Annotated in this window: 15 protein-coding genes; 9 read left to right on the plus strand and 6 right to left on the minus strand. The window is 62.5% G+C overall.

Annotated elements, in window-relative coordinates:
* Positions 1-174: 174 nt before the first annotated feature.
* The 7 genes from ABVN20_RS14110 to ABVN20_RS14140 all read left to right on the plus strand — a co-directional run bounded on the left by ABVN20_RS14110 (position 175) and on the right by ABVN20_RS14140 (position 8,072).
* Complete coding sequence (locus ABVN20_RS14110) at positions 175-1,833, plus strand: Na/Pi cotransporter family protein (RefSeq protein ID WP_368556342.1); 1,659 nt, start codon at positions 175-177, stop codon at positions 1,831-1,833.
* A gap of 173 nt (positions 1,834-2,006) precedes the next feature.
* Positions 2,007-3,395, plus strand: coding sequence for a M16 family metallopeptidase (locus tag ABVN20_RS14115; RefSeq protein WP_368556343.1), 1,389 nt, complete (start codon positions 2,007-2,009; stop codon positions 3,393-3,395).
* Positions 3,396-3,479: 84 nt separating this feature from the next.
* Positions 3,480-4,508, plus strand: a complete 1,029-nt coding sequence (locus ABVN20_RS14120) for a DUF5924 family protein (RefSeq protein ID WP_368556344.1) — start codon at positions 3,480-3,482, stop codon at positions 4,506-4,508.
* Between the two features lie 55 nt (positions 4,509-4,563).
* On the plus strand, positions 4,564-5,712 hold the full coding sequence (locus tag ABVN20_RS14125; RefSeq protein WP_368556345.1) for an MlaE family lipid ABC transporter permease subunit: 1,149 nt from the start codon (positions 4,564-4,566) through the stop codon (positions 5,710-5,712).
* Positions 5,709-6,512: an ABC transporter ATP-binding protein gene (locus ABVN20_RS14130; protein ID WP_368556346.1), complete on the plus strand. Its 804-nt coding sequence runs from the start codon at positions 5,709-5,711 to the stop codon at positions 6,510-6,512. Before ABVN20_RS14125 ends, ABVN20_RS14130 begins: the two co-directional genes overlap by 4 nt.
* Before the next feature lies 1 nt (position 6,513).
* Positions 6,514-7,452, plus strand: a complete 939-nt coding sequence (locus ABVN20_RS14135; RefSeq protein ID WP_368556347.1) for an MlaD family protein — start codon at positions 6,514-6,516, stop codon at positions 7,450-7,452.
* Entirely contained in the window at positions 7,449-8,072 is a 624-nt protein-coding gene (locus ABVN20_RS14140; RefSeq protein ID WP_368556348.1) for an ABC-type transport auxiliary lipoprotein family protein, read from the plus strand. The genes ABVN20_RS14135 and ABVN20_RS14140 overlap by 4 nt, the downstream gene beginning before the upstream one ends.
* Before the next feature lie 139 nt (positions 8,073-8,211).
* On the opposite strand, the gene ABVN20_RS14145 is transcribed toward ABVN20_RS14140, so the two are convergent.
* From ABVN20_RS14145 to ABVN20_RS14165, 5 genes are all read right to left on the minus strand, one after another.
* Positions 8,212-9,441, minus strand: a complete 1,230-nt coding sequence (locus ABVN20_RS14145) for a nucleoside recognition domain-containing protein (RefSeq protein ID WP_368556349.1) — start codon at positions 9,439-9,441, stop codon at positions 8,212-8,214.
* Between the two features lie 214 nt (positions 9,442-9,655).
* Complete coding sequence (gene gltP / locus ABVN20_RS14150) at positions 9,656-10,987, minus strand: glutamate/aspartate:proton symporter GltP (protein ID WP_368556350.1); 1,332 nt, start codon at positions 10,985-10,987, stop codon at positions 9,656-9,658.
* Between the two features lie 705 nt (positions 10,988-11,692).
* A complete protein-coding gene (locus ABVN20_RS14155) occupies positions 11,693-12,157 on the minus strand; it encodes an inhibitor of vertebrate lysozyme family protein (protein ID WP_368556351.1) in 465 nt (154 codons plus the stop codon).
* 2 nt (positions 12,158-12,159) lie between these two features.
* A complete protein-coding gene (locus ABVN20_RS14160) occupies positions 12,160-12,324 on the minus strand; it encodes a DUF1328 domain-containing protein (RefSeq protein ID WP_003177151.1) in 165 nt (54 codons plus the stop codon).
* A gap of 72 nt (positions 12,325-12,396) precedes the next feature.
* A complete protein-coding gene (locus ABVN20_RS14165; RefSeq protein WP_368556352.1) occupies positions 12,397-12,687 on the minus strand; it encodes a hypothetical protein in 291 nt (96 codons plus the stop codon).
* Positions 12,688-13,120: 433 nt separating this feature from the next.
* Between ABVN20_RS14165 and algB the strand changes: the two genes are divergently transcribed.
* Both algB and ABVN20_RS14175 read left to right on the plus strand, forming a co-directional pair.
* On the plus strand, positions 13,121-14,467 hold the full coding sequence (algB, locus tag ABVN20_RS14170) for a sigma-54-dependent response regulator transcription factor AlgB (protein WP_368556353.1): 1,347 nt from the start codon (positions 13,121-13,123) through the stop codon (positions 14,465-14,467).
* A gap of 10 nt (positions 14,468-14,477) precedes the next feature.
* Positions 14,478-16,265, plus strand: coding sequence for a KinB sensor domain-containing domain (locus tag ABVN20_RS14175; RefSeq protein ID WP_368556354.1), 1,788 nt, complete (start codon positions 14,478-14,480; stop codon positions 16,263-16,265).
* A 6-nt stretch (positions 16,266-16,271) separates the two neighbouring features.
* Here ABVN20_RS14175 and ABVN20_RS14180 read toward each other — a convergent pair whose 3' ends face one another.
* A complete protein-coding gene (locus ABVN20_RS14180) occupies positions 16,272-17,885 on the minus strand; it encodes an EAL domain-containing protein (protein WP_368556355.1) in 1,614 nt (537 codons plus the stop codon).
* Between the last annotated feature and the right edge of the window lie 16 nt (positions 17,886-17,901).

Raw genomic sequence — 17,901 nt, forward strand, 5'->3', positions numbered from 1 at the left:
CGCTCCTACAGGAGATCAAGTCATTTTCATGACACTTTTGTTTCAATCCTCTCTTTAGCTATGCCATGCTGGCGCCCACGCCATTAGGCAACTACAGCTTAAGTACAAGACGTAGAAATTCGCGCAGTACTTTCAACTTGCCCCTTTGGGGCGCGATCACCACAGGGGGCCTGTATGCTCACCCTGCTCAATCTGCTTTCCGCCGTGGCCTTGCTGATCTGGGGCACGCACATCGTCCGCACCGGCATCCTGCGGGTCTACGGTTCCAACCTGCGCCATGTCATCGGGCAGAACATGTCCAAGCGCTGGCTGGCCTTCCTGTCGGGGATCGCGGTGACGGCCATGGTCCAGAGCAGCAACGCCACGGCGATGCTGGTCACCTCTTTCGTCGGCCAGGGCCTGATGGCGCTGACCCCGGCCCTGGTGACCATGCTCGGCGCCGATGTCGGTACGGCGCTGATGGCCCGGGTGCTGACCTTCGACCTGTCCTGGCTGTCGCCGCTGCTGATCTTCCTCGGGGTGATTTTCTTCCTGTCGCGCAAGCAGACCCGCCTGGGCCAGATGGGCCGCGTGGCCATCGGCCTGGGGCTGATCATCCTGGCGCTGCAACTGATCGTCGAAGCGGCTGACCCGATCACCCACGCCAAGGGCGTGAAGGTGATCTTCGCCTCGCTGACCGGCGACATCCTGCTCGATGCGTTGATGGGCGCGCTGTTCGCCATGATTTCCTACTCCAGCCTGGCCGCCGTGCTGCTCACCGCAACCCTGGCCGGGGCCAAGGTGATCAGCCTGCCGGTGGCCCTGGGCCTGGTGATCGGCGCCAACATCGGCAGTGGCGTGCTGGCGTTTCTCAGCACCAGCATGCAGAACCCCGCCGGGCGCCAGGTGGCGCTGGGCAGCCTGTTGTACAAACTGATCGGCCTGCTGTTGATCATCCCGGTGCTCGACCCGTTGGTGCACTGGATCGACAGCCTGGATTTCAGCCCGCAGGAAATGGTCATCGGCTTCCACCTGCTCTACAACTCGGTGCGTTGCCTGCTGATGTTGCCCACCGTGGCGCCGATGGCCAGGTTCTGCGCCTGGGTACTGCCGGAAAAACCCCAGGCCAACGGCATGGCCAGACCCCGGCACCTGGACCCGACCGCGTTGGTCACCCCCAGCCTGGCGCTGGCCAATGCCTCCCGGGAAACCTTGCGCATGGGCGACCTGATCGACCACATGCTCGAAGCCATGCTCGACGTGCTCCAGGGCAAGCAGACCGCCGTGACCCAGGAAATCCGCCGCCTGACCGATGATGTCGAGGCGCTGTACAGCGCGATCAAACTCTACCTGGCGCAGATGCCCCGCGAGGACTTGAGTGACCAGGACAGCCGGCGCTGGGCGGAAATCATCGAGCTGGCGATCAACCTCAAGCTGGCCAGCGACCTGATCGAACGCATGCTGCGCAAGGTCCAGCAGCAGAAAACCGCGCAGCGCCGCTCGTTTTCCGAGGTCGGCCTGGAAGAGTTGGCGGGGCTGCAAAGCCAGTTGATCGCCACCCTGCGCCTGGGCCTGTCGGTGTTTCTCAGCGCCGACAAGGAAAGCGCCCGCCAGCTGCTGCGCGAAAAACGTCGCTTCCGCGCACAGGAACGCCGCCTGGCCCATGCCCACGTCAGCCGCTTGCAACGTAAGATCGTGCAAAGTATCGAGACCAGTTCGCTGCACCTGGAACTGATCGCCGACATGAAGCGCCTGAGTTCGCTGTTCTGCACCAGTGCCTACGTGGTGTTGGAAAGCTCCGACACCGGCGCACTCATGGTCGACGATTTGGCTGACATCACACATTCGCCTTGAACGTCTGGCACAGTGATCAGTCAGTTACTTGGGTTCGGCCTTAAGGCCAATCGCGGGCAAGCCCGCTCCCACAGGTGTTGTGAACACCAGATAACCCCTGTGGGAGCGGGCTTGCCCGCGATGAGGCCCTGACTGACGAAACGGATCTCTGACTGACTGCCCGGAAGCTCGTTATGCGTTGCCTGTTGTTCGCCTGCCTGTTGCTGGGCTCCCTTCCCTCGTTCGCCCTGGATCGTTTCCAGGTCGAGGGTTATACGCTGCGCAACGGCCTGCAATTGCTGCTCAAGCCCGGCAGCGAGCGCGGGCATGTGGCGATTCGGCTGGTGGTCGGTGTCGGCCTCGATGACTTCAGTTGTGCCGACAAGGAGTTGCCACACCTGCTCGAACACCTGCTGTTCAGCGGCATCGACGCCACCGGCGAAGGTGGCCTGGAAGAGCGCATGCAGGCGCTGGGCGGTGAGTGGAATGCCTACACCAGCAACGCCGACACCACCTTCGTCATCGAAGCCCCGGCGAAAAACCAGCGCAAGGTCCTCGACCTGCTGCTGGCGCTGCTGACCCAGACGCGCATCGACGACGATGCGATCAACGCCGCCAAGCAGGTGGTCGAGCGCGAGGACGGCGGCCATTACACGCACCTGCAACGCTGGCTGGACCGCCAGGACCTGGGCCACACCACCAGCAATCAACTGGCGGTGGAACTGGGCCTCAGATGCCCGGAGCGTGCCGAAGTCGATCACTTGACCCGTGAGCAACTGGAGGACGTGCGCAAGGCCTGGTACGCGCCGAACAACATGACCCTGATCGTGGTCGGCGACCTCGAGCGTTTCCTGCCCGCCTACCTGGAACGCGCCTGGGGCTCGCTCAAGGCGGTGGAGCCGAGCGAGCACCCGCCTTTGCCGGTGATCCTGGCCAGCGCCGCCCATGAGCGCACCCTCAATCGCAGCCTGGTCGGCGATTCGGCCAAGCTGCACTGGCTGGTGCCGGAGCCGGTGCTGGACGACGTCAACGACGCCACCTTCGACCTGCTCAAGGACTATCTCGACTGGGCGCTCTACCGCCAGTTGCGCCTGGCGCACAGCCTGTCCTACGGCCCTTCGGCCGAACGCGAGGTGTTTGGCGGGGTGGGCTTCATGAGCCTCAACGCCGAGCTTGAGCGTGACGACGTGGCCAAGGCCACCCAGGCACTCGACGAACTGAAGGCCGGGCTGCTCAAGAACGGCCTCGACGCCGACACCTTCAACCGCCTCAAACAGGCGGCCATCGCCCGCCAGGCCTGGGCGGTGCAAGGCAACAGCGCACTGGCCGATTACTACTGGAGCGCCCTGGGCGATTACGAGGATGGCCGCTTCACCAACCCCGCCCGGGAGCTGGCCGGCGTGACGCTGGCGCAGGCGAACAAGGCCATGCGCGAACTGCTGATGCAACCGGGTTACCTGCGCATCGAGAAACCGCTGCTCAGTGACGATCAGTTCCTGATGGTGGTGGCCGCCGGGCTGGGCCTGATCGTACTGGTGCTGTTGGGCTGGCAATGGCACACCAGAACGCGGCGAGCGCCGTAGCCGCGCGACAGGATCGGCTCGCCACGCCGGCCCGCGGGCGGTAACCTGTCGGGGTTTTTTCCTACGACTTATGCGAATCGCCGAATGCCGACCCTGACCTTGTACGTACAGCGCATCCTCGAACTGATGAAGCGCTACCCTGGGGTCATCGCGCTCGGCGGTTTCATCTCCGGGGTCGCCAGTTTCATGCTGGTCGATCGCCAGCAGGGCCTGGCCACCTGGATCACCGTGATCATGGTGCTGAGCTGGATCTGGCTGATGCTGGAAAACAGCCTGACCCAGCTGTTCACCCGCGTGTTCAAGCGGGAAATTCCCCAGCCGCTACTGCGCTACGCGACGCAGATGATCCACCAGGAAAGTCTGTTTTTCGTCCTGCCATTCTTTTTCATCACCACCACCTGGAACAGCGGCCAGTTATTTTTTACCGGGCTGCTGGGCCTCGCCGCGCTGATCTCGATCACCGACCCGCTGTATTACAAATGGCTGGCGCCCCGGCGCTGGGCGTTCCTGGCACTGCACACGCTGACACTGTTCGCCGCGCTGCTGACCGCCCTGCCCGTCATCCTGCACCTGACCACTTCGCAGAGCTTCAAGCTGGCCTTGGGCACGGCGGTGATCCTGTCGTTCCCCAGCCTGGCGTCGATCTTTCCGATCCGCACCGTGCGTAACGCCCTGGCGATTCTGTGCATCACCGTGGGCATCGGCGCCCTGGGCTGGGTGCTGCGCTCGTGGGTGCCGCCTGCCACGCTTTGGATGACCAGCGTGGCGATCAGCACGCAGCTGCAGGACCGCACGCCTGGCGACAGCCTCAAGGAAGTCAGCGCCGAGCAGATTCGTGGCGGCGGGCTGTACGCCTACACCGCCATCAACGCCCCCCGTGGCCTGGACGAGCGGATTTATCACGTGTGGCAGTTCAACGGTAAGGAAGTCGACCGCATCGCCCTCGACATCCACGGCGGGCGCAAGGAAGGCTACCGCGCCTGGACCCACAAGCAGAACTTCCCCGGCAACCCGGCGGGCGACTGGCAGGTTCGAGTGCTGACCGAGGATGGTCAGTTGATTGGCGTGCTGCGTTTTACCATCACAGACAGCACACCGACCAAAGAAAAGTAACGTGGTTCGTGCTATTACGTAGCTTTTGCGTAACAGCCGAACAAGCACGGAGCTTATGACCAGCAGCACAACCCCTGGCAGTGCCCTGATGGACGCCTCGCACACCCCTGCGCAACTGCGGGTCGTGGGCGACTGGACGCTCGCCCATTACGCCACCCTCAAGCAGGCGTGCGAAAAGCTGCGGGGTCAGTACGACGACAACACCCACATCGACCTCAACGGCCTCGGCGCGCTCGACACCGCCGGTGCTTCGTTGCTGGTGGAGATGCTCGGCTCGCAACGCCTCGGCCGATCCGCCGAGCACCCCGATTGCACCTTGTCCGCCGCCGACCGAGCGCTGATGCAGACGGTGTACCGCTCGATGACGGACTTCTGCGTACCGATCAAGGAAGCGGAGATCAGCGTCGGCATCCAACTGTTGACCCGCATTGGCCGCGCCGTGGATGCGGTCTGGCAAGACACCCTGCAACTGCTGGGTTTTGTCGGCCTGATTCTGGAGACCCTGTTTCGCGGGTTGTTCCGGCCCTGGCGCTGGCGGATCACACCGATGGTCGCGCACATCGAGCAGACCGGCCTGGACGCCGCGCCCATCGTCGCTCTGCTGACGTTCCTGGTGGGTGCGGTGGTGGCCTTCCTCGGTGCGACGGTGCTGGCCAATTTTGGCGCCACGGTGTTCACCGTGGACCTGGTGGCGTTCTCCTTCCTGCGTGAATTCGCCGTGCTGCTCACGGCGATCCTGATGGCCGGCCGTACGGCCAGCTCCTTCACCGCGCAGATCGGCTCGATGAAGGCCAACGAAGAAATCGACGCCATCCGTACCATCGGCCTCGATCCCATGGAGCTGCTGGTGGTGCCGCGGGTGCTGGCGCTGCTGGTGGCGCTGCCGATGCTGACGTTCCTGGCGATGATCTCCGGGATCATTGGCGGTGGCGTGGTCTGTGCCCTGTCGCTGGATATTTCCCCGGCGATGTTCCTGTCCCTGCTGCATTCGGACATCGGCGTTCAGCACTTCCTGGTGGGGATCGTCAAAGCGCCGATCTTCGCGTTCCTCATTGCCGCCATTGGCTGCCTGGAAGGCTTCAAGGTCAGCGGCAGTGCCGAGTCGGTTGGCGCCCATACGACGTCGAGCGTGGTGCAGTCGATCTTCGTGGTGATCGTGCTCGACGCCGTGGCCGCGCTGTTTTTCATGGAGATGGGCTGGTGAGTCGTCTAGCGCGTGCGCCCTCGGAGGCGGTGATCGAAGTGCGGGGCCTGTGCAATCGCTTTGGCAGCCAGAGCGTGCACGAAAACCTCGATCTGGATTTGAACAAGGGCGAGATCCTCGCCGTGGTCGGCGGTTCCGGCAGCGGTAAATCGGTGCTGTTGCGCAGCATTGTCGGCTTGCGCCAACCCAGCGAAGGCATGGTCAAGGTGTTCGGCAAGAACCTGCCCACCCTCTCCGAGCATGAGCGCTCGCTGGTCGAGCGGCGCTTTGGCGTGTTGTTCCAGAAAGGCGCGCTGTTTTCTTCGCTGACCGTGACCGAAAACGTCGCCCTGCCCCTGATCGAACATGCGGGCCTGAGCCGTGAGGACGCCGAGCACCTGGCGGCGGTGAAACTGGCGCTGGCCGGCCTGCCGCTGTCCGCCGCCGACAAGTACCCCGCCTCGCTGTCCGGCGGGATGATCAAGCGCGCGGCGCTGGCCCGGGCCCTGGCCCTGGACCCGGACATCCTGTTTCTCGACGAACCCACCGCCGGCCTCGACCCGATTGGCGCGGCGGCTTTCGATCAGTTGATCCTGACCCTGCGCGATGCGCTGGGATTCAGTGTGTTTTTGATCACCCACGACCTGGACACCCTCTACACCATCACCGATCGCGTGGCGGTGCTGGCGCAGAAGAAAGTGCTGGTGGCGGGCCCGATTGATGTCGTCTCGGAAACCGACGACGCCTGGATTCACGAATATTTCCACGGCCCCCGCGGCCGCGCGGCGTTGAGCGCTGCCCAACAGTTGAAAGAGGTCTGACATGGAAACCCGAGCCCATCATGTGTTGATCGGCCTGTTCACGGTGATCGTCGTCGCCGGCGCCCTGCTCTTCGGCCTGTGGCTGGCCAAGTCCAGCGTCGACACCGAGTTCAAGGACTACGAGGTGGTCTTCAACGAGGCGGTCAGCGGCCTGTCCAAGGGCAGTTCGGTGCAATACAGCGGGATCAAGGTCGGCGATGTGGTGACCTTGCGCCTGGACCCGAACGACCCGCGTCGGGTGCTGGCGCGCATCCGCCTGGGCGGCGACACGCCGATCAAGGAAGACACCCAGGCCAAGCTGGCGCTGACCGGGGTCACCGGCACGTCGATCATCCAGCTCAGCGGCGGCACCCCGCAGAGCCCGGCGCTCAAGGGCAAGGACGGTGAGCTGCCGACCATCGTCGCCTCGCCCTCGCCCATCGCCCGCCTGCTCAATGACAGCAACGACCTGATGACCGGCGTGAACATGCTCATGCACAACGCCAATCTGCTGCTCTCCAGCGAAAACGTCGAACGCATCGGCAAGACCCTGGAGCACCTGGAACAAACCACCGGGACCCTTGCCGAGCAACGCGGCGATATCCGCCTGGCGATGCAGCAACTGACGTCGGTGGGCAAGCAGGCCAGCGCCATGCTGGAACAGACCACGACCCTGATGCGCAACGCCAATGGCTTGCTCAACGACAAGGGCAAGCAGGCATTCGGCAGCGCCGAGCAGGCGATGAAGTCGCTGGAACAGAGCAGCGCAACCATCAACAAGCTGCTCAGCAGCAATCAGGACTCACTCAACAACGGCATGCAGGGCCTCAACGGCCTGGCCCCGGCGGTGCGGGAGCTGCGCGACACCCTGACGTCGTTGCGCGCCATCTCCCAGCGCCTGGAAGCCAACCCCAGCGGTTACCTGCTGGGCACTGACAAGAACAAGGAATTCACGCCATGAAGCTCGGCCACATTGCCCTCCTCGGCGCCTTCGCATTGACCAGCGCCTGCTCGATCCTGCCCAAGGCCGAGCCGTCCGATGTGTACCGCCTGCCCTCTTCGCAGACCAGCGCAGCCGCCAGCCACCGCAACACGCAAGCCTGGTCGCTGCGCCTGAGCAAGCCGCAGGCCAGCGAGGCGTTGAACAGTCGCAACATCGCGGTGATTCCCCAGGGCGACCTGATCAGCAGCTACAAAGCCACACGCTGGAGCGACCCGGCGCCGGAGCTGCTGCGCAACCGCCTGCTCGATGGTTTCCAGCATGACGGCCGGGTGTCGTTGCTGAGCACCGACGACAGCAATTTCCAGGCGGACCTGGAACTGGGCGGCACCCTGCAAGCCTTCCAGACCGAATACCAGGGCACGGCGGCCAGCGTGGTGGTGCGCCTGGATGCGCTGCTGGTGCGCGGCTATGACCAACGCATCCTCGCCAGCCGCCGCTTCGAAGTGCGCCAGCCCTTGAGCGATGTTGCGGTGCCGTCGGTGGTGACCGGGTTTGGCCGGGCCAGTGATCAGCTGACAGCGCAGGTGGTGGACTGGGCGGTGGAGCAAGGGCAGAAAGTGGCGCCTGCGCGCCCGTAAGGCCATGTTGGAACCCATCCCTGTGGGAGCGAGCCTGCTCGCGATGGGTTCCCTTCAATATTGATGTTGGCTGACCGTCCGCTATCGCGAGCAGGCTCGCTCCCACAGGGGTAAGGGGGTAATGGTCAAAATGCGTTGATCAACCGAAGAACCAATAACAAACCCCAATCGCCCCCAACACCCCCGCCAACTCCGCCAGCAACGCACAGCCCACCGCATGCCGGGCGCGCTGGATGCCCACGGCACCGAAGTACACCGCCAGCACATAGAAGGTGGTTTCGGTACTGCCCTGGATCGTCGCCGCCACCAGCGCCGGGAAGCTGTCCACGCCGGAGGTCTTCATGGTTTCGATCAGCATCGCCCGGGCGGCGCTGCCGGAGAACGGTTTGACCATCGCCGTGGGCAGCGCGTCGACGAAGCGCGTGTCCCAGCCGGCCCACTCCACCAGGTGACGAATGCCGTCGAGGCCGAAGTCCAGCGCCCCGGACGCACGCAGCACGCCAATCGCGCAGAGCATCGCCACCAGGTACGGCAACAGGTTCTTGGCCACGTCGAAGCCTTCTTTGGCGCCTTCGACGAACGCCTCGTAGACCTTCACCTTGCGCAGCGCGCCGATCACCAGGAACAGCATGATCAGGCCGAACAGCGTGAGGTTGCCCAGGATCGACGACAGCCCGGCCAGCGCCGCCGACGACATCGTCCCGAGCAACGCCATGAAGCCGCCGAGAATCAGCGCGCCGGGAATCAGATAGGCCAGCACCACCGGGTCCCAGACCCGCAGGCGTTGCATGAACGCCACGGCGAGAAAGCCGACGATGGTCGAGCAACTGGTGGCCAGCAGGATCGGCAGGAACACCAGCGTCGGGTCGGGCGCGCCTTGCTGGGCGCGGTACATGAAGATCGTCACTGGCAGCAGGGTCAGCGAGGAGGCGTTGAGCACCAGGAACAGGATCTGCGCGTTGCTGGCGATGGTGTCGCTGGGGTTGAGCTCCTGCAGCGCCTTCATGGCCTTGAGGCCGATGGGCGTGGCGGCGTTGTCCAGGCCCAGGCCGTTGGCGGCGAAGTTCAGGGTGATCAGGCCGATGGCGGGGTGGCCGGGCGGCACTTCCGGCATCAGGCGCAGGAACAGCGGCCCCAGGGCCTTGGCCAGCCATTCGACGATCCCGGCTTTTTCGGCGATGCGCAGAAACCCCAGCCACAGGGTGAGGGTGCCGAACAGCAGCACCATGACCTCGACCGACAACTTGGCCATGGCGAAGATGCTTTCCACCATCGCCGCGAAGATCCCCGCGTTGCCGCCCACCAGCCACTGCGCCAGCGCCGACACGGCGGCCACGATGAAGAAGCCAAGCCACAGGCCATTAAGCATCAGTCAAATCCCCCAGAAGATGCGCGAATGATAGCGGGGTGGCCAGAAACGACAAACCCCGGAATGTTCCGGGGTTTGTTGGAGGATGCTGCGATTACTCTGTAGGAGCGAGCTTGCTCGCGATGGCGGTGTATCAGTCTCTATCAATGCCGACTGACACACCGCTTCGCGAGCAAGCTCGCTCCTACAGGGGATCGGGATCGGGGATCTGCGATCAGCTGTTGGAGACTTCACCCACCGGCAGCTTCTCCTTGCTGCGCCAGTGCGGCAGGGAGTTCCAGTAGCGCTGGCCCTTGGCGTCGTCGTACATGCCTTCCCAACGGGCGATAACCAGCACGGCCAGGGCGTTGCCGATCACGTTCAGGGCGGTACGCGCCATGTCCATGATGCGGTCCACACCGGCGATGAACGCCAGGCCTTCCAGCGGAATACCCACGCTGCCCAGGGTGGCCAGCAGCACCACGAAGGACACGCCCGGCACGCCGGCGATGCCTTTGGAGGTGACCATCAGGGTCAGCACCAGCAGCAGTTGCTGGCTGATCGACAGGTCGATGCCGTAGAGCTGGGCAATGAAGATTGCCGCGATGCTCTGGTACAGCGTCGAACCGTCGAGGTTGAACGAGTAGCCGGTCGGCACCACGAAGCTGCAGATGGCTTTGGGTGCGCCGTAGGCTTCCATCTTCTCGATCACGCGTGGCAGCACGGTTTCCGAGGAGGCGGTGGAGTAGGCCAGCACCAGCTCATCCTTGAAGATGCGCATCAGCTTGATCACCGAGAAGCCGAACAGGCGGGCGATCAGGCCCAGCACCACGAAGGCGAAGAAGGCGATGGCGACGTAAACCAGGATCACCAGTTTCGCCAGCGGCAGCAGGGAGGCGAAGCCGAAGTTGGCCACGGTCACCGCGATCAGGGCGAAAACGCCGATCGGGGCGTAGTTCATGATCATGTGGGTGACCTTGAACATGCTTTCCGACACGCCCTGGAACATGTTGACCAGAGGCTCGCGCAAGTCGGGCTTGAGGCTCGACAGGCCCAGGCCGAACAGCACCGAGAAGAAGATGATCGGCAGCATTTCACCGCGGGCCATGGCCGCGAAGATGTTGGACGGGATCAGGTTGAGGATGGTTTCGATGAACGCATGTTCATGCTGAACCTCCGCCGCCGTGGCCTTGTACTTGGAGATGTCGACGGTGCCCAGGGTGCTCATGTCGATGCCGGCGCCCGGATGGAACACGTTGGCCAGCAGCAGGCCGACCACGATGGCGATGGTGGTGACGATCTCGAAGTAGACGATGGTTTTCAGGCCGATGCTGCCCAGCTTCTTCGCATCACCGACACCGGCGATGCCGACGATCAGCGAGGAAATGACGATCGGGATCACGATCATCTTGATCAGACGGATAAAGATATCGCCTGCCGGTTGCAGGACGTTGCTGATCCACCAGGCCTTTTCGGCACTGAAGTGGTTGAGCAGCGCACCGATTGCAATCCCCAACACCAGACCGATGAGGATCTGCCAGGCGAGGCTGAGCTTTGCCTTCTTCATATCTTTACCCTTACTTCAGTTTGACTCGGACTGGATGCGCAAACCGGCTCGCTTGTGGCGAAAAGTGGCGTGCATCCGCCCCCGTATAAGGTGCCCCGGAGCGTTTTTGTGGCTCTCTGGCAGCTGAAAAAAGGCGCAACTATTCCGATGCGGGGAAGCGGCGTCTAATGCCGTAAACGACTACCCCATACCGAATCGGCATGAGGTTTCTTAGCTAAAAGCGACGTCGCAAATGGTTCGAAGGTGACATTTTGGCGAATGAAGTGCCGTGAACCGGCCATCTCCGAGGTGGTTGGCTATTTTTTGAACAATTGTCCGACAGCGTTTTTTCTGAAAAATCCCACAGCGAGCAGCGACAAAACGTCGCGAAATAGAGCGCTTTTTTCTCGATGTACGGTCATGGGAAAACAGCCGGACGAAGAGTGCCGGTGAGATTTCGAGTGGAGGGGGAGATTGTGCGGCGATACCTGAACAGGTCGCCCGGGGATAAACGTGCAAGCCCTTCGCAAGTCCGTCGCACCATCAGTGGACGGCGAACTTGCGTCGCAGCTTTTTCCTGACCCGGCCCTTTCGCAGGCACTCCATGTACCCGTAGGTCACTCCGCCCCTGAAACAGGCAGAACGTCCCGACCCCTTGGTCATGCGCCAGCCTTCCTCGGGCGACGCATCAGAGAGAAGCAATGTTGCTTCTTTCATGTGACAGATTCAGTACCAGTTCGGATCTTTCTTCAGTTGTTCCATCAACAGATCCTGCATGCCCTGGTCCGGCTTGCCGAGGAACCGGTAGTCGGCATGTCGCGTTGGCGACTTGTCCGCCGGTAATCCCGCAGGCACTTTGACCAGCATGGCGTAGGCATCCTTCCTGTCCAGGCTGACAGCCACAATCAGGCGATCGCTTTTGCACGTGTCACGGCTTTCGCACAGCGGCCCCACCAGATAGTTGTCACCATCTTCCTGCACCGTATTCATTTGCTCGGCGTCACCGGACAGGTTCATCACCCATTCCGGCAGGCGTTCTTCCTTTTTCACCACGCCTTGCCAGGTGTCGTGGAACTGCGGGTCGGAGCTCAACAGCTCATTGACCCGCGCCTGGCCATCATTGGCCGCCATTGCCATGGCGCTACCGCCCAGAAGGAGGGCGGCGGCCAGCGCCTTCAATGAAGCGTTCATCGTCAACCCCGACCACGACGGCCGAAGAAGAACGAGGCGATGAACATCACCAGAAACACCACGAACAGAATCTTGGCGATACCCGTGGCGGTGCCCGCGATACCACCGAAGCCCAGAACGGCGGCGATGATGGCAATGATCAGGAATGTAATTGCCCAGCTCAACATGGTGATTCTCCTTACTTCTATTTAAAGGTCTTGCGCAGGTCCCGGCGTGCTGTGCGCGCCAAGTTCTTTTATTCAAAACACCCAGCGTTCCTGACGTGGCATCTCATCCAGAGGCTGTGCCTGGTCGACGTCCACCATGCGCATCGCTGAGTTGTTATCGGCGGGCGTGCCGCGCACGGCGCTGAAATGGGTCTGGGTCGGATACTGGAAGGACACGCGCGGTGCCTCCGGCTGCTGGCTCAGTTGCCAGCTCAGCAATTGCTGGCCGCCGATCAGGGTGATCAACAACGCCAGGAGCGCGAACAGGCCCTGCTGGATATGCAGTGGCGAGATACGCAATTGGGCGGCACGTTGGCGATTCATCCTGAAGCTCCTCCCACACTGTGGTGATTTCTTGTTGAGGGGCGAAGGTTCTGCCCCGGATAAGAGAGCTATTGCAGCCTGCATGCCAGCTTTTTACCGATAAAAAATCGTTATTAATCAATGAGTTGTAATTGTCGTGAAAAATAGATCGGACGCATCCTGCACGATGGCCCATTGATGGTCGTGCGAAATGCACGATAAATTCGTAGGAGCTTTCTTATTTTTTGAATTGCGCAGGGGGCGCAGATGTCTGAAGGGGAGGCAGGCCGACCTGAAAATCGCCAGCACGATAAAAAAATAACGAAATCAGACGATTGGATTTGGCTCGCGCAGATATTTATCCGGACGTGGCCGGAATCGACCAGAATAAACCATGCAACTTGCCCGATTTTTCCGGGACTAACCAAGATCATTCTTTAAGGAGCGTAGGAAAATGGAATCTGCCACCGAGCATCAGGGCCGCATTCTGCTGGTGGACGACGAGTCTGCCATCCTGCGAACGTTCCGATATTGCCTCGAAGACGAAGGCTACAGCGTCGCCACCGCCAACAGCGCGGCCCAGGCCGATGCGTTGTTGCAGCGTCAGGTGTTCGACCTGTGTTTCCTCGATTTGCGCCTGGGTGAAGACAACGGCCTCGACGTCCTGGCGCAGATGCGCATCCAGGCGCCGTGGATGCGGGTGGTGATCGTCACCGCGCACTCGGCCGTGGACACCGCCGTGGACGCCATTCAGGCGGGGGCCGCGGATTATCTGGTCAAGCCATGCAGCCCGGATCAATTGCGCCTGGCGACCGCCAAGCAGCTGGAAGTGCGACAGTTGTCGGCGCGGCTGGAGGCGCTGGAAGGTGAGGTGCGCAAACCCAAGGACGGCCTGGACTCCCACAGCCCGGCCATGAAAGTCGTGCTCGAGACGGCTCGTCAGGTGGCCAGTACCGATGCCAACATTCTGATCCTTGGTGAGTCCGGCACCGGTAAAGGCGAACTGTCCCAGGCCATTCACGGCTGGAGCAAACGCGCGAAGAAATCCTGCGTCACTATCAACTGTCCCTCGCTGACCGCTGAGCTGATGGAGAGCGAACTGTTCGGCCATAGCCGTGGCGCGTTCACCGGTGCCAGCGAAAGCACCCTCGGGCGGGTCAATCAGGCCGATGGCGGCACCCTGTTTCTCGACGAGATCGGCGATTTTCCCCTGACATTGCAGCCAAAGTTGCTGCGATTCATTCAGGACAAGGAATATGAGCGCGTCGGCGACCCGGTCACCCGCCGCGCTGACGTGCGTATCCTCGCCGCCACCAACCTCAACCTGGAAGACATGGTGCGCGACGGTCGCTTCCGCGAAGACTTGCTGTATCGCCTGAACGTCATCACCTTGCACCTGCCACCGCTACGCGAACGCCGCGAAGACATTCTGAACCTGGCAGACCGCTTCCTGGCGCGTTTCGTCAAAGAATACGCCCGCCCGGCGCGCGGCTTCAGTGAAGACGCCCGCGAAGCGCTGCTGAGTTACCGCTGGCCAGGCAACATCCGCGAATTGCGCAACGTGGTGGAGCGGGCAAGCATCATCTGCCCGCAGGAACGTGTCGAACTCAGTCACCTGGGCATGGCCGAAACCCCCGCCAACAATGCGCCGCGAATCGGCGCGGCGCTGAGCCTGGATGAACTGGAGAAAGCTCACATCGGTGCCGTGCTGGCCACCGCCGGTACGCTGGATCAGGCCGCCAAGACGTTGGGTATCGACGCGTCAACGCTGTACCGCAAACGCAAGCAATACAACCTGTGAGTCCTGCCTGATGAAACTGGCGATGAAGTTGCGTACTCGGCTGTTCCTGAGTATTTCCGCACTGATCACCGTTGCGCTGCTGGGCCTGTTGCTGGGCATGGTCAGCGTGATGCAGATGGCCGGGACCCAGGAAGCGCTGGTGCGTAACAACTTCATCACCCTCGACCTGGGCCTCAAGTTGCGCCAGACCCTGGGCGACCAATTGATTCTGATGATGGGTGACAAGCCCGACCAGGCGGCCTTCGAGGCGTCCAAGCAGCGCTATTTCGCCTTGCTGGAGGAGGGCATCGCCCATGATCAGGGCGAGGGGCGCCAGTACGGTTTCCTGCAGGCGAAGACCGATTACCAGGACTTCCTCAAGGCCCTCAATGAGTCGGACGACCCCACCCATGTGTTGAGCGGCAACGAAGACCTCACGGAAAAATTCAACGTATTGCGCAACGGCCTGATCAGCGAGCACAAGCATGCGTTGGAGAACATCAGCAACATGCAGCGCCAGGCCCGGGAGCGGGCGCTGCTGATCGCCGGCCTGATCGGTCTGGTCGGGTTGGCGGTGCTGATCATCGGCTTCATCACTGCACAGGCGATTGCCCGGCGTTTCGGTGAACCGATCGAAGCCCTCGCCAAGGCTGCCGACAACATCGGCCAGGGCAACTTCGAGGTGACGCTGCCGGTGTCCTCTGCCGTGGAAATCAATCAGCTGACCAAGCGATTCGGCGTCATGGCCGAGGCCCTTCGAGAGCATCAGGCCACCAATGTCGATGAGCTGCTGGCCGGCCAGCAACGCTTGCAGGCCGTGCTCGACAGTATCGACGACGGCCTGCTGATGATCGACCGCGATGGGCGCCTGGAACACCTCAACCCGGTGGCGCAGCGCCAGTTGGGCTGGGACACCGACTTTCTCGGTAAAGGGCTGGGCTCGGCGCTCGAGCGCCCGGAGCTGGACCAGCAGCTGCAACTGGTCTTGCGCGGCGGCACGCTGGAGCGAGTGCCCGAGGACCTGAGTGTCGAGGTCGATGGCGAATCCCGCTTGATCACCTACAGCCTGACGCCGGTCAGCCATACCCAGGGCCATATCCTCGGTGCGGTGATGGTGTTGCACGACGTCACCGAGCAGCGCGCCTTCGAACGGGTGCGCAGCGAGTTCGTGTTGCGGGCTTCCCATGAACTGCGCACGCCTGTCACTGGCATGCACATGGCGTTCGGCCTGTTCCGTGAACGCGCGCAGTTCGCCGCAGACTCGCGCGAAGCCGATCTGCTGGACACGGTCAACGAAGAAATGCAGCGCCTGATGCAGCTGATCAACGACCTGCTGAATTTCTCCCGCTACCAGAACGGATTGCAGAAACTCACCCTGGCACCGTGCTCCATCGAGGACTTGCTGGAGCAGGCTCGTCTGCGATTCGCCGAAGCAGCGCAAGCCAAAGGCATCGACTTGCTGGTGGAATTGCAGGAGCCGCTGCCACGGTTGCAGGCCGACCAGCCGCAATTGGACCGGGTGCTGGACAACCTGATCGACAACGCCTTGCGCCACACCGGCGCCGATGGCCAGATCCGCTTGCAGGCCCGGCGCCATGGCGAACGGGTGATCATCAGCGTCGAAGACAATGGCGAAGGTATCGCCTACGGCCAGCAGGGACGGATCTTCGAGCCGTTCGTGCAGGTGGGACGCAAGAAGGGCGGCGCAGGCCTGGGCCTGGCACTGTGCAAGGAGATCGTGCAACTGCACGGCGGGCGGATGGGCGTTTACTCGCGGCCGGGGCAGGGCACGCAGTTCTACATGGCGCTGGCGGTCTGATTCGCCTCAGGCTTCGTCATCCAGGCGCCGGGCGGCCAGGCGTCGGCCACGGGTGATCAGTTCGATGAACTGCACGGCGCTCAGCGCATGGGCGAACAGCCAGCCCTGACCGAATTTCACCCCTTCGCTGCTCAGGAACGCCGCCTGGGCTTCGTGCTCGATGCCTTCGGCAATCACCTTGAGTTGCAACGCCTGGGCCATGTGAATGATGTGGGGCGCCACGCCGCTGCTGGCCGCGTCGTGCCCCAGTGCGTCGATGAACGCCTTGTCGATTTTCAGGCAATCCACCGGCAGGGTTTGCAGGTAGGCGAGGCTGCAATAGCCCGTGCCGAAGTCGTCGATCAACACCTGATGCCCGACATCGCGCAAGGCCTGGAGGTTTTCCCGCGCCACCACCACATCAATCAGGCCGCGTTCGGTGACTTCGAACGCGATCTGTCGAGCCGCGACGCGGTGCAGGGTCAACAACCTTGCCATCACCTGGCCGATGCGCGGCACCATCACATCACACGCCGCCAGATTGACGGAGATGTACAGTTGCGGGTTGGCGCGCAGCAAATGGCCCAGCTGTTCGAGCAGGCGTTGCAGGACGAAGTCGGTCATCTGCCGGATCTGGCCGGTGTTCTCCGCCATCGGAATGAACAGGTCCGGGCTGGTCAGGGTTCCGTCGGGTCGACGCCAGCGCAGCAGGGCTTCAGCGCCGACGCAGATGCGGTTGTCGAGATTGAAGATGGGCTGGTACAGCACCTGCAATTCCCCGCGGCGTATTGCGCCGGCCAACTCGGCATCCAGCGACTGGCGCTGGCGCACCAGCAGAAACACCATGAAGCCCACGAACAGGCCGGCAATGACACTGGCCGGGCCCAGCCACCACCAGGCGGTGGGTACATGCTGGCCGGTGCGCGGGCTGATCAGCACCCATTGGTATTCGGGGTTATCGGTGGGCATGCGATAAATCAGGCGAGTCTGGGTGACTTGCAGGGCATCGCGTCGATCCGCAGGCCAGGCCTCGGTCGGGGGCCAGGCCTGTTCGGTGCCCAGCACCGGAATGGCGCGCTTACCGTGATCGAGCACGACCAGCAGGCTGCTGCCGGGCGACAGATCGACCATGTCGGTCAAATGTCCGCGTGAGGTGGCGACGCGAAAATTGCCGCGGCCGAGCATCAGCGCGGCACGGTTTTCGTCGGGTTCGGTGGAGGTGTTCAACCAATAGCTGTAGCCCGGGTCCTTGATGTCCGGTGGCCGAATCATCGACAAGCCTTCCTGGCGTGGCCGGTTGGAGCAGATGCGCGAACCGTCCATGAAGGCGGCTTCGTACACGAAACGATAATTGAACGTGACCTGCTGCAGGGTGGCGACCATTTCGTCGCTGCAGGTGCGCAACGGTTGGGCCTCGAGGTCGTCGAGGCTCTCACGCAGTTGGCCGAACAGTTGCTCGAGGCGCGCCAGGAAGCGTTCACCCTGGGCGTTCATCTCCCGGCTTTCGTTCTGCTGAATCTGATTCAGCGCGACGAACATGCTGCCCGCCATCAGCAATATTGTGCTCAAGACAGCAGCCAGCATCGCCAAAAACCAGGGGCGATAAAACCAGCTACGAAGGGTCTCTCGAGCAGCGGGCATATTGGGATATCCGAAG

This window comes from Pseudomonas sp. MYb118, assembly GCF_040947875.1.
GTDB lineage: Bacteria > Pseudomonadota > Gammaproteobacteria > Pseudomonadales > Pseudomonadaceae > Aquipseudomonas.